At 37.0% G+C, this 12932-nt stretch carries 14 protein-coding genes; 10 read left to right on the forward strand and 4 right to left on the reverse strand.

Annotation, left to right across the window (positions count from 1 at the left end; translation table 11 throughout):
- The first annotated feature begins 29 nt into the window (after positions 1–29).
- From rpoD to ACM26V_RS24310, 6 genes are all read left to right on the forward strand, one after another.
- The gene (gene rpoD, locus ACM26V_RS24285; RefSeq protein WP_416149331.1) at positions 30–1145 is read left to right on the forward strand and encodes an RNA polymerase sigma factor RpoD; all 1116 of its coding nucleotides are present in this window, start codon (positions 30–32) and stop codon (positions 1143–1145) included.
- 366 nt (positions 1146–1511) lie between these two features.
- Positions 1512–2069 carry a hypothetical protein gene (locus ACM26V_RS24290; protein WP_416149332.1) on the forward strand — a complete coding sequence of 186 codons (558 nt, stop codon included), beginning with the start codon at positions 1512–1514 and terminating at the stop codon, positions 2067–2069.
- Between the two features lie 24 nt (positions 2070–2093).
- Entirely contained in the window at positions 2094–2834 is a 741-nt protein-coding gene (locus tag ACM26V_RS24295) for a glycerophosphodiester phosphodiesterase (RefSeq protein WP_416149333.1), read from the forward strand.
- A 105-nt stretch (positions 2835–2939) separates the two neighbouring features.
- On the forward strand, positions 2940–3308 hold the full coding sequence (locus tag ACM26V_RS24300; RefSeq protein ID WP_416149334.1) for a c-type cytochrome: 369 nt from the start codon (positions 2940–2942) through the stop codon (positions 3306–3308).
- A 65-nt stretch (positions 3309–3373) separates the two neighbouring features.
- Complete coding sequence (locus ACM26V_RS24305; protein ID WP_416149335.1) at positions 3374–4117, forward strand: tRNA (adenine(22)-N(1))-methyltransferase; 744 nt, start codon at positions 3374–3376, stop codon at positions 4115–4117.
- A complete protein-coding gene (locus ACM26V_RS24310; protein ID WP_416149336.1) occupies positions 4114–5232 on the forward strand; it encodes a Nif3-like dinuclear metal center hexameric protein in 1119 nt (372 codons plus the stop codon). The genes ACM26V_RS24305 and ACM26V_RS24310 overlap by 4 nt, the downstream gene beginning before the upstream one ends.
- 397 nt (positions 5233–5629) lie before the next feature.
- On the opposite strand, the gene ACM26V_RS24315 is transcribed toward ACM26V_RS24310, so the two are convergent.
- From ACM26V_RS24315 to vrrA, 3 genes are all read right to left on the reverse strand, one after another.
- Positions 5630–6586, reverse strand: coding sequence for a 4-hydroxy-3-methylbut-2-enyl diphosphate reductase (locus tag ACM26V_RS24315; RefSeq protein ID WP_416149337.1), 957 nt, complete (start codon positions 6584–6586; stop codon positions 5630–5632).
- A gap of 202 nt (positions 6587–6788) precedes the next feature.
- Positions 6789–7280, reverse strand: a complete 492-nt coding sequence (locus tag ACM26V_RS24320; protein WP_416149338.1) for a CarD family transcriptional regulator — start codon at positions 7278–7280, stop codon at positions 6789–6791.
- A 131-nt stretch (positions 7281–7411) separates the two neighbouring features.
- On the reverse strand, positions 7412–8011 hold the full coding sequence (gene vrrA, locus ACM26V_RS24325) for a VrrA/YqfQ family protein (protein ID WP_416149339.1): 600 nt from the start codon (positions 8009–8011) through the stop codon (positions 7412–7414).
- Positions 8012–8229: 218 nt separating this feature from the next.
- On the opposite strand from vrrA, the gene ACM26V_RS24330 reads away from it, so the two are divergent.
- Complete coding sequence (locus ACM26V_RS24330) at positions 8230–9528, forward strand: DEAD/DEAH box helicase (protein WP_416149340.1); 1299 nt, start codon at positions 8230–8232, stop codon at positions 9526–9528.
- A 32-nt stretch (positions 9529–9560) separates the two neighbouring features.
- Positions 9561–10460 carry a deoxyribonuclease IV gene (locus tag ACM26V_RS24335; RefSeq protein ID WP_416149341.1) on the forward strand — a complete coding sequence of 300 codons (900 nt, stop codon included), beginning with the start codon at positions 9561–9563 and terminating at the stop codon, positions 10458–10460.
- A gap of 109 nt (positions 10461–10569) precedes the next feature.
- On the opposite strand, the gene ACM26V_RS24340 is transcribed toward ACM26V_RS24335, so the two are convergent.
- Positions 10570–10833 carry a DUF2624 family protein gene (locus ACM26V_RS24340; protein ID WP_416149342.1) on the reverse strand — a complete coding sequence of 88 codons (264 nt, stop codon included), beginning with the start codon at positions 10831–10833 and terminating at the stop codon, positions 10570–10572.
- 386 nt (positions 10834–11219) lie between these two features.
- On the opposite strand from ACM26V_RS24340, the gene ACM26V_RS24345 reads away from it, so the two are divergent.
- A complete protein-coding gene (locus ACM26V_RS24345; protein WP_416149343.1) occupies positions 11220–11993 on the forward strand; it encodes a metal ABC transporter ATP-binding protein in 774 nt (257 codons plus the stop codon).
- A complete protein-coding gene (locus ACM26V_RS24350) occupies positions 11993–12862 on the forward strand; it encodes a metal ABC transporter permease (protein ID WP_416151957.1) in 870 nt (289 codons plus the stop codon). Before ACM26V_RS24345 ends, ACM26V_RS24350 begins: the two co-directional genes overlap by 1 nt.
- Positions 12863–12932: the final 70 nt, after the last annotated feature.

Consider the following 12932-nt stretch of genomic DNA (forward strand, 5'->3'; position numbering starts at 1 on the left):
TGTTGTGAACTATAGGAAGGAGGGGTCGTATGGCAGAGAAACCAATTCGTCCAATGGCGGAAGGGGATTTAACCATCGATCAAGTAAAAGAACAGCTAGTTGAATCAGGGAAGAAAAGAGGTACATTAACCTATGCAGAGATTACTGAAAGGTTAGGTGCGTTCGATCAAGACTCTGATCAAATGGATGAATTCTTTGAATATCTTGGTGAACAAGGTGTGGAAATATTAAATGATAATGAGGCGGTTCCAAGTATACAACAAGTTGAAAAGGAAGCTGCATTTGACTTGAATGACTTAAGTGTACCACCAGGAATTAAAATTAATGACCCTGTTCGGATGTATCTTAAGGAAATTGGCCGTGTACCGCTACTTTCTGCTGCTGAAGAGATTGCGTTAGCAAAAAGAATTGAAGACGGTGATGAAGAAGCGAAAAAACGATTAGCAGAAGCGAACCTTCGTCTAGTTGTTAGTATTGCTAAGCGTTATGTTGGCCGAGGAATGTTGTTTCTTGATTTGATTCAAGAAGGAAACATGGGGTTAATTAAAGCAGTTGAGAAATTTGACTATAATAAAGGGTACAAATTTAGTACCTATGCTACGTGGTGGATTCGTCAAGCGATTACAAGAGCGATCGCCGACCAAGCGAGAACGATCCGAATTCCAGTGCATATGGTCGAAACTATAAACAAACTAATAAGAGTTCAACGACAACTCTTGCAAGATTTAGGACGAGAACCAACTCCAGAAGAAGTCTCGAAAGAAATGGAGTTAACACCAGACAAAGTAAGGGAAATTTTGAAGATTGCCCAAGAACCTGTCTCATTAGAAACACCGATCGGTGAGGAAGATGATTCACATTTAGGTGATTTTATTGAAGATCAAGAAGCATTAGCACCATCTGATGCTGCGGCGTATGAACTTCTGAAAGAGCAACTTGAAGATGTATTAGATACGTTAACCGATCGTGAAGAAAATGTATTGCGATTACGTTTTGGACTAGATGATGGTCGTACGCGTACGTTGGAAGAAGTCGGGAAAGTTTTCGGTGTAACGAGAGAACGTATTCGTCAAATCGAAGCAAAAGCTTTAAGAAAACTGCGCCATCCAAGTCGAAGTAAGCGTCTGAAAGATTTTCTTGAATAGATAATGTGTCATTTATCAAGATAAAGATTGTCATATAAGAAAAATTAAATGAGAGACAAAATGTAATATTTGATTTGGAGAAGAGGAGAAAGCCATAAAAGCCCACAGAGAATGCAAGTTCTCATCGGTTTTTATGGCTTTTATTTTTATACTATAAGAATGTTAAACGTCGCTAAAGGGTTAAAGTATAAGATAAACTAAGGCTTTCGCTATGATGGACTTGGCGATAAGCCAAGTTTTTCTAATGTGAAGATCATAAGTTGCACCATGAAAGAAACATATTTAGAGCTTTCTTATTTTACCTCTATATATTCTTGTACATTTGTACGATATAATTAAAAAGATAATTTAATGAAAGGTGATTTTATGGATGAGCGGAAAAGAATCATCGTCAGTGAAATAAAAAAATGGCAAGAAAATAAACTTCTTCCAGAAACGTACTGTCTATTTCTACTCAGTTTATATTCGGAAGGAAACGACGGAATGAGTGAAACGACCAGTAAGAAAACCGATTCACTTATTCCGCACGCAAAAAAAGCGCTATTGAGTTTTTTTATAATGATAATAGTAATGGTTATTATATTGTTAGCAATTTATTTTACACAAACTACTTCAACTGTTCAAGTTGTTATTCTTGTTGGATTACTTGGCTTAAGTATTGCTGGAGCATACTTTTATCATCAGAAAAAATCTCTCTATGCACACCTATATGTCGTGTTGGCAACCTTTATCTCGTTTATTATCACAATCGTCGCAATGGAACTTTTTTTTCCAGACAATCGTATTTTTTTAGGAGGGGGCATACTTGTTTTATGCTTAGGCTGGATTTTAGCCGGTTGGCGTTATCGTTATCACTATTTGTATATAGCAGGTGGCACAGGTATTTTATTGTTTATCGGACTTATTATAGTGGAAAGAATGTAATGATTTGAAGAAGGGGAATAATCAATGCAGATAATTGCTCATAGAGGAAACAAGAAATATACACCAGAGAATACGATGGCAGCATTTATATCAGCAGCGACGTATCCGATTGATGGAGTAGAATTTGATCTTCAGTGGAGTAAAGATCAAGTACCTGTTGTGATTCATGATCCAACGATCGATCGAACGACAAACGGAAGAGGGGCTGTACGTTCCTTTACATTACAAGAGTTAAAACAGTTTGATGCAGGTAGTTATTTCCATGAGTCATTTCGTGGGGAGAAGATCCCTTCGTTTGCTGATGTCTTAAATTGGGCCAAAGGCACTAAGCTTGATTTACATGTGGAATTAAAACAACAACGGGATCAACCTTCTTTGTTTGTAGAAAGTTGTTTGCACGAGATTGATAAATCCGGACTTTCAAACAGAGTCGTCATATCAACTTTTTATCATTCGTATATATCAGAAATAAAACGGCAAAACTCATTGATAAATACAGCATTATTAACGAAAACGCCGATTTTTCGTGGGACGAAGTATGCTCGTCAGGTTCAAGCGGATGGTATTCATATTCGACATGGTTTTCAGGCATCAAGGTATTACCTCGGGTGGAGTAAAAAGGGAGTACCGATACGAGTTTACCGAGTCCATAGCGTACGAGAAGCTAAAAAATGTCAACGTTTGAACGTCGATGCAATTATTACGAATGATCCTAGGCTAATGACAGAGAATTTTCGTGAAAATCAAAAGTTAAATGGGGTTTAATACTTTTCTATTGAGTCATTTTCATATACAATATAGTAGTGTGTGTTATACAACGTGAAAATCGTTGGGGATTTATTTTAGAAATAATAAGGGAGGTACATAAGTATGAGAGGAAAACCTCTTTACCCTTTTGCTCTGACTGCCATTTTGGGAATTCTTTTGATCATTGTGTTATCGTTTGTTGGCGTTAATATAGGTCCTGATACAGCTTCAGAGAACGGGGAAGAAAACGCAGAAGAGCAAGAATTCGATGATCCAATTGAGCTAGGTGAAAGCATTTATGCAGGTCAGTGTGCAGGATGCCATGGTGGTGACTTATCTGGTGGTGTTGGACCTGCGTTGGATAGTGGAGATTATTCAGCAGATGATATTGTAGATGCGATTGCTGAAGGTCCAGGAACGATGCCTGATAATATTGTGTCAGGTGATGAAGCTCAAGCTGTTGCGGATTATATTTTAGCAGAAAATGAATAAATTAACATTAAGAGAAGGATCTTTGTATCCTTCTTTTTGTCATATTGTGAGATGAATAAAAATGAATGATTTACTATACCGATGAAATTAAGGTGAATGAAGTGAATGAACAATTATTATCTAAACGATTAGAGAAAGTTAGCGAGTTTGTAGCGCAGGGAGCTATATTAGCAGATATTGGCTCTGATCATGCATATTTACCTGTCCACTTAGTTAAACAAGGAAAGTGTCCTCGTGCTATTGCTGGGGAAGTAAATCAAGGGCCACTTACCTCAGCTAAAGCACAAATTGCAAAACATCGTTTAAGTGATCGAATAACAGCTAAGTTAGGAAGTGGTCTATCTGTACTAAAAGACGAAAAAGTTGATACCGTAGTTGTGGCTGGTATGGGAGGATCGCTTATTGCATCGATCTTAGAAGAAGGGAAAGATTATCTTGAAATGGTTGAACAGCTTATTCTTCAACCTAATGTCGCCGCCGATAACGTGAGACGGTGGTTATTCAAGCATGGTTGGTCCTTAGTTGATGAAGCAATAGTTGATGAAGAGGATCATGTTTATGAAATTATTGTTGCTGAGCAGGGACCTCCAAATCTACATTATGGTAGCGAGTTAGAGAAAGAACTTTGGATGGGGCCATTTTTACTAAAAGAGAAAAATTCCGCTTTTCAAAAAAAGTGGGTTAGGGAATTAGATAAATTAGAAAAGGTATTTGAGCAACTTAATCATGCAAGTGATCAAGAAAAGTTAGTATTGAAAAAGCAAGAAATTCAACAAAAGTTATTGTGGTTGAAGGAGGTATTACCGTGAAACAAGCAAATGGACAAACGATTATTCAAGCTTTTGAACAGTTTTCTCCGAAGTCTTACGCGCTAGAAGGAGATAAGATAGGCTTACAAATTGGTACACTTAACAAACCAGTTAGTAAAGTCATGGTTGCTTTAGACGTATTGGAACCAGTTGTTGATGAAGCAATTGAAAAAGGAGTGAATTTGATTATTGCTCACCATCCAATTATTTTCAAGCCTATTAAAGCGTTAAGGACAGATCAAACGTATGGTAGAACAATTGAAAAATTGATCAAACATGATATTACAGTGTATGCTGCGCACACAAATCTTGACGTTACGCCAGGTGGTGTTAATGATATGATGGCTGACGCATTGGAATTACAGGATTTAGAAGTTTTAGTAGAGACAGAAAAGGATACTTTGAAAAAACTAGTTGTGTTTGTCCCAGAAAATAATGCGAAAGAAGTTCGCGAGGCAATCGGAGCATCAGGAGCGGGCCATATTGGTAACTACAGTCATTGTAGTTTCACCTCTTATGGGATGGGGGCGTTTAAACCCGGAGAAGGTACAGACCCATTTATCGGGAATCAAGGTGAAATGGAGTTTGTTGATGAGGTGAAAATAGAAAGTGTTTTTCATGCATCGATAGAAAAGCAAGTGATTCGCGCAATGGAGAAAGCTCATCCTTACGAAGAAGTCGCTTATGATCTTTATGACATGTCGTCTTCAGGTGCATCGCTTGGTTTAGGGCGGATCGGTTATTTAAAGAAAGAGGTAACTTTAGATGAATTTGCTGAACAAGTGAAAAAAGCGTTTGACGTTAAAGGTCTTCGTGTTGTTGGAAATGGAGAGAGAAAAGTAAAGAAAGTAGCTGTTCTTGGTGGCGATGGAAATAAATATACGTTTACAGCATTGCACAAAGGAGCAGATGTTTATGTAACTGGAGATTTATATTACCATGTTGCCCATGATGCGATGATGGAAGGGTTGATGATGATAGACCCAGGCCACAACGTAGAGAAAATAATGAAAGTAGGCGTTCAAAAGAAGATTGAGGCTTTTATTGCTGAAAAAAAATATAATACGGATGTCATAATTTCAGATCTTCATACTGATCCGTTTAGATTTTTGTAAGATAGTATGATTTGACAACAAACCTCCCGCTCTTCAATAGAAAATGAAGATCGGGAGGTTTTATTTCGGAATACTTATCAATGACTGCTTTTAAAGCAGAAGGAATTTTATAGCGGACTGCAATTGTTTCGTTAACTTGTGCCCTTTATCATGTAGTCATGTAGTGAATGTGGAAAGAAAGGTAACAAGAGGGAGCGACTTGTGCCACATGAGAGCTGGAATATGAAAGTAAGGATCACAAGAGAAAGCAGCATATGACTTTATCGAGCAGCAAAGGTAGATGAAGGGCTTACAAGTCAAAAGGAAACTGCTCAACTCCTCAGAAACCCGTTGGAAGCAGATTTACGGTGGAAAAACAAAAAAGACGCCGGGCAATAGTTAGCCCGGCGTCTTTCTCTTATGCCTCTTGAATCCTTTTCTTTTTTATTTTCGGAAGAACTTTTGTTAATTTTACCATGCTTGTTGTATCCCATGTATGAGGATCTTCCTCATCAAAATTCTGCAAAAAGGTGATTACTTCTTTTGTTATTGGTGTAGGAGTACTTGCACCTGAAGTGACAGCAACTGTTTTAATACCTTTAAGTGATTCTAGATCCAAGTCGTTTACACTTTTGACTCGGTAAGATGGTGTACCTGCTACTTCCTCTGATACTTGGGTAAGTCGATTTGAATTATTACTTTTGGGATCACCCACGACAATGAGAAGGTCTGCTTTGCCAGCTTGTTCAGCAACAGCTTCTTGACGAACTTGTGTCGCCATACAAATTTCATTGTGAACTTCGGCTCTAGGATATTTTTTCAATGCTTTATTAATAATCGTTGAAACATCCCATTGACTCATGGTGGTCTGATTCGTAATTAAGATTTTATCGTTTGTTAATGTTAAGTCTTCTACATCTTGCTCTGACTCAACAAGATGAACGACATCTGGGGCTACGCCAATGGCTCCTTCTGGTTCAGGATGGCCTTGTTTACCTATATAGATAAATTCATAACCTTCTGCTTTTTTATTGCGAATAAGGTCATGTGTCACGGTTACATCTGGGCATGTGGCATCTACTGTTGTTAGTCCTTTTTCTTTAGCAAGTTCTCTTACTTCCGGCGAGACGCCGTGAGCAGTGAATATTACGGTACCCTTTTCGACTTGCTTTAGTATTTCTAATCGATTTGGTCCATCAAGAGTAATTATCCCATCTTCTTCAAAGGCATCTGTGATGTGTTGATTGTGAACGATCATTCCTAATATATAGATCGGCCTTGGTAAATCCAAATTCGCAGCAGCTTGTTTGGCTAATACCATCGCATCAACGACGCCGTAACAATAACCTCTTGGGGAAATTTTAATAACTTCCATAAGTCTATTCCTCCTAATGATTCAAAAAAGCTTTTGTCGCTAATTTATGCTAGTTTTAATTGAAAAAGAGTGAAACGGAGATAACTCCAATTTAATTATAAATGTTGAACTACTTAATGACAAACAAATAGTACATGTTTATGTAGATCGAATAAAAAATAAAACGGATACCTAGGAACTAGGGACCCGTTATCATTTAATACTATGCTCCGTGAGCGTGTTCGTTGATGAAGCTCATTGCTTCATCTTCGCTCATTTCATTTACAAGCATCAGTTCACTAACAATAAACTGTTTTGCTCTATCGAGGTTTTTTCGATCTTCCATATGAAGGCCATTATTACGTTCGCCTTGCTTTGAAGTGAGGTTTGCAATAACGCTGGCTGCATCAAGAATTGAGCCTGTTTTAAGTAATGTCTCGTTTTCTTTAGAGTAGGGACGAGCTGCTTCTTTCTTCTCAGGCACTTCACTTGTTTTAAGTGCAGTAGCTACTTCTTCAAGTTGGTCGCTTTTAATGATTTTGCGAAGACCAGATTCTTTTATCCTGTTTTCTGGAAGCATTAAAGTTACGTGGTTTAGTGGAAAGTACACAACAAAATAAATGTGTTTTTCTCCTAGTATATCCTTTTCTTCCATATCTTTGATTGTGCCAGCCCCATGATAAGGGTATACGACGCTTTCTCCCACATTAAACATAGACATTCCTCCAATGCAATAGTATTTCTATTATAACACAAATCGAATCAAAATAAAACATTCTACTATGTTACGTTCTATTAGTCAATAGAAAAATAGAAAAACCTCTTTATCATCAGAGGTTTTGACAATTAAATATATAATTTAGGTGCTGGTATATTCGATGATTTTTGCGTTTTTTTAGTACTTTTTTTTGCAAGTGGCTGCTTGCTTGTTTTTTGTGGAGAAGATAATTCATTGCTTTTTTTAAGCTTTTGTTTATTTGTGGGCTTTTTTTTGACTGATTTCGATTTCACTGTTTTTGCTTTTTTTGGTTCTTTTTCTTGTTCTTGTTCTGGTTCTGGAATTGAACTAGTATTTAATAGTTGCATTAACTGAGGTAGAGCTTTCACCATTGGTCCATACTGTTGAACAATCGGTCCAACGGTTTGAACAGTTTGAATAAGCTTTTGTGCGTTTTGAGCTAAGCCGATCAATTGCCCCATATTCATTCCTTGTCCTGCAGAAGCTAACCCAGATAATGATGAAGTGGCACCACCAACTGCAGAACCGCCTCCAAATAGTTTTGACAGCAGACCAGCGCCTTGTGCTCCTTGAGGAATGGTAGATGGAACCATACTTGCAGGAGATGCGCCGCCTGGAAAAAATGATTGGGGAGCCATTGGCATATGAGTTGGAAAAGGGGGAGGCCCGAACATTTTGATCATCCTTTCAAACATGACCTTCTTCACTATATGTATGCCCCTATAAACTCAAACGTTTGGGCTTTTGCTTAAGTTAATATAAATTATTATGCAAATAGATTAAAGATGCTTATTTTGATGGACGCTATAACCGTGAAATAAAAAAAATTAATGAAAACGGACATGAACTGGCATTTGCTTCCGTCTTCGTGATAAAATGGTTCATTAGAGCTAAATGATTCGTTAATAGAAAGAAGGAAAAAAACATGAAGCATAATTTTGATCGATTTGAATTGAAACCTTTTTTAATTGATTCATTAAATCAAGAAGGTATATCATTGCCAACCGAAATCCAAGAGAGGTTAATTCCAGCAATAAAAAATGGCCAAGATGTCATAGGTCGTTCGCAAACAGGCACCGGAAAAACATTAGCCTTTTTGTTGCCTATGTTAAACCGTGTGAAACCAGAGGAAGAAACGACTCAGTTTGTAATTACTGCACCTACGAGAGAGCTAGCTACACAACTTTATGAAGTGTGCAAATCTTATGCAGATAAAAGTGATAAACAAATTACTTCACAACTTATTGTCGGTGGGACAGATCGTTTGAGAATGATCGAAAAAGTAAAACATCACCCGCATATCGTTATTGGAACTCCAGGTCGAATATTGGATATGTTAAATCAGCAAGCATTAAAACCAACGCATGTCGAAGCTTTAGTTGTTGATGAAGCGGATCAAATGCTTGATATGGGCTTTCTAGAAGAAGTAGATCTTATTGCATCTAGGATGAATAAGAATTTACAAATAATGGTGTTTTCAGCGACGATTCCTGAGAAGTTAAAACCATTCTTACAGAAGTATATGAAAAATCCAAAACAAGTAGATGTAGATGCAAAAGGTGCTTCGCCAAAAAATATAAATCACTGGCTTATTCCTGATCGAGATCGTGATCGCAAAAACATTCTTGTTAACATAACGAAAGTGTTAAATCCATTTTTGGCGATAATTTTTACGAATACAAAAGAGTCAGCCGACGATGTATTTCGTACACTACAAGCACAAGGGTTAAATGTTGATTGTATTCATGGTGGCATGCAACCTCGCCATCGAAAAAAAGTATTGAAAAAACTTCAGGATGCAGAAATTCAATATTTGGTAGCGACAGACCTTGTAGCACGAGGAATTGATATTAAAGGAATTAGTCACATTATTAATTTTGAGATACCAAAAGAATTAGAGTATTATATTCATCGTGTCGGACGTACTGCTAGAGCTGGATGGGATGGCATTGCTTTGACTTTATACGGACGTTCAGATCAATTAAGTATTGAAAAACTGGAAAAACAAGGTATTCAATTTGTATATAAAGAGCTGAAGAAAGGTGAATGGATAACGATTGAAAAGAGGATTGCTCCAGTCCAAAAAACAAATCATACGCCAGGACCACCAGTGAAAAGTACGAAAAGTAAGCAGAAAGTTAAGCCAGGTTACAAGAAAAAGGCTAAAAGAGAAATGGAACAACGGGAGAATCGTCAGCGGAGATTAAAAAGAAAAAACGATTAGTGTAAATCGGGCAAGATGAATAGGGGGAATGTTTGATGTTATTAGGATCGCATGTATCAATGAGCGGAAAAAAAATGTTGTTAGGTGCAAGTGAAGAAGCAGCTTCTTATGGAGCAACGACTTTTATGGTTTATACAGGTGCACCGCAAAACACTCGACGTAAAGCGATAGAAGATTTGAATATCGAAGCGGGTCAAGAACATATGCAGACAAATGGGATTTCAAACATGGTCGTTCATGCACCATACATTATTAATATTGCAAATACTACGAAGCCGGAAACGTTTCAGCTAGGTGTCGATTTCTTGAAAAGTGAAATAGATCGTACGGAGGCGATTGGCTCAAAACAAATCGTCTTGCACCCAGGTGCTCATGTAGGAGCGGGTGCTGAGACTGGTATCGCAAAAATTATTGAAGGATTAAATGAAGTGATAGACCCTAAGCAAGACGTGCAAATTGCGTTGGAAACAATGGCTGGCAAAGGTTCTGAATGTGGTCGTTCATTTGAAGAATTAGCTGCGATAATTGAAGGTGTAAACTACAACGAAAAGCTGTCCGTTTGTTTTGATACATGTCACGTTCACGATGCTGGATATAATATTGTAGAAGAATTGGACAAGGTATTAGCTGAATTTGATAAGATTGTTGGATTAGACAGAATTAAAGTTCTTCACGTAAATGATAGTAAAAATGAACGGGGAGCTCAAAAGGACCGTCACGAAAATATTGGTTTTGGCCATATTGGCTTTGAAGCGATTGAACGAATCTTGTATCATGAAGTGTTTATTAATATCCCTAAAATCTTAGAAACGCCTTATGTTGGTACAGATAAGAAAAACAAAAAACCACCATATGGAAAAGAAATTGACATGCTTAAAAAACGTATTTTCCATGAATCGTTAAAAGATGAACTTCTTGCAAGTCAGGCATAATGCTAAACAAAAGGAGTATCCAAGTATCATTGGGTACTCCTTTTTTGCTTGTTATTCTAACTTGATCACTAACTTAAGATCTAAGCAAACCTCTTAAAATTCGTTCGTATTATTCTAAATAATGTTCATAAGGCTTTAATAATACGAGAGCATGTTTATATTGAGAAGGGAATTCTTGTTGCAATTGCTTTCTAATTGATTTAATTCTTTTTTTATCTGCAATATCAAATGGTTTTCTTTGAAGGATAGCAAGAATACGACGTCCGTCTTTAACAGTTAATGGAATTCCTTCCTGTTGACAAAGTTTAATCAATTCTTTTAAGGTCAGTTGTCGAACTTTTTGGTTAATAATATCTTGAATGACTGAATTCAATGGGGATCCTCCTCTATTGTATATCAGATTATTTATTTTATGAAGAAGGGATAGATCATGTGAAGAAAACGGATATTTTCGCAAAGAAACGATGCGATTATTTATAAATGCAGTAATACATTGAAAGATTGAAACAGATGCATTATAATAAAAAGTGACTGAAAAAGTTTCCCTAAGTAAACTTTTTGATGTTAACACAACATTTTCAGTTCAGGGCACAATCATTGTAGATATGCATAGGATAAAACATTAAATTTAACCATATACAATTGGGTCATAATAATTATAAAAGCAAACTCTACTCTTCAACGAGTGTAGTTTAGTATGAAAAACATTGATTATGATTAATTTTTAATTTTATAAACTTATTATATGATTTTGTTGAAATGAGGAGGTTGAAAGAAGTGACTAAACAATTGATAGAAGTAAAGCATTTATCCGTACATTATTATAATCACACAGCTATTCGCGATATCACTTTTTCTGTTGAAGAAGGGACGATCGTTGGTGTGATCGGGCCAAATGGTGCCGGAAAATCGACACTAATGAAAGCTATGCTTGGGCTTGAAAAGAGTCAAGGACAAGTTTCTATTTTTGGAAAAAAAGTCAACTCTATGCGTAAAAAAATTGCCTATGTTCCTCAGAGAAATTCAATTGACTGGGATTTCCCAGTTCGAGTGGAAGACGTCGTTCTCATGGGAAGATTTATGCATATCCCTTGGTATAAGAGAGCTAGCCGACAAGATCGGAAGCGTTCTAAACTAGCTTTGAAGGAAGTTGGAATGGAAAGTTATGCGAACCGACAAATAGGAGAGTTGTCTGGTGGTCAACAACAACGTGTATTCCTAGCAAGAGCATTAGCTCAAGATGCCGATTTATTTTATTTGGATGAACCATTTGTGGGGATTGATGTGAAATCTGAAGAAATTATTGTGAATATCCTCCACAAATTACGAAATGAAGGAAAAACGTTATTTATTATTCATCATGATTTAAGTAAAGTCGAAAAATATTTTGATTATCTTATTTTATTGAATCAAGAGCTTATTCAGGCAGGAACTGTTCATGATGTTTACCAAGCAAAGTTCTTAAAAGAAGCCTATCAAGGAAATGCAGCTATATTATCTGACAGTAAGGAAATGGTGGTGGTGGGACCTTGATCGCAAATATAGAAATGTTCATTTATCAATTAATGAATTATCCATATTTACAAAATGCTTTATTAGCAGCAGTTTTAGTTGGGATTATATGTGGCGTGATTGGTTGTTTTATTATATTACGTGGCATGGCACTAATGGGAGATGCAATTTCTCATGCTGTGCTTCCAGGCGTTGTGATAGCTTATATGGTTGGGGCAAGTTTCTTCGTAGGGGCAGTTATTACGGGAGTTTTAACGGCACTCGCGATTGGATTTATATCACAAAATAGTCGAATAAAAGAGGATTCGGCAATAGGAATCATGTTTTCGGCAATGTTTGCTTTAGGTGTTGTTATGATAACTGCTATGCAGGGAACAAGTATCGATTTATGGCATATTCTCTTTGGGAATGTTTTAGCTGTTTCGCAAACTGATCTGTACATCACGATAGGGATTGGGTCTTTTGTCTTAGTAGCTATTTTAATTTTTTATCGTCCGCTATTATTAAGTACTTTTGACGAGACGATGGCTAAAGCTACGGGTTTACCGGTCCAGTGGATACATTACATGCTAATGCTTTTACTCTCTTTTGTAACCGTCGCTTCGTTGCAAACGGTAGGGATCATTCTTGTGGTAGCGATGCTCATCACACCGGGATCGACGGCATATCTATTGACGGAAAGGTTTTCTGTTATGCTATTATTATCAGCCGTTTTTGGCGTTATTTCAGCCGTAGTGGGTCTTTACTTTTCAGTTATCTATGATGTATCCTCCGGGGCATCAATTGTTTTGGTCGCGTCAGTGATTTTTATGATAGCTTTCTTTTTTTCACCTAAACAAGGTATTGTCATGAAGTGGTTACGGACGCCGAAAAAAGAATCGTTTTCATAAACTTTCTGTAGTAAAAGATGGCTATTCCTGAGTTGCGGCCTCTCGTAAAGCATTTTCTTTAAAAAATAAT

Source organism: Salipaludibacillus sp. HK11, from assembly GCF_047795645.1.
Classification (GTDB): domain Bacteria; phylum Bacillota; class Bacilli; order Bacillales; family Salisediminibacteriaceae; genus Salipaludibacillus.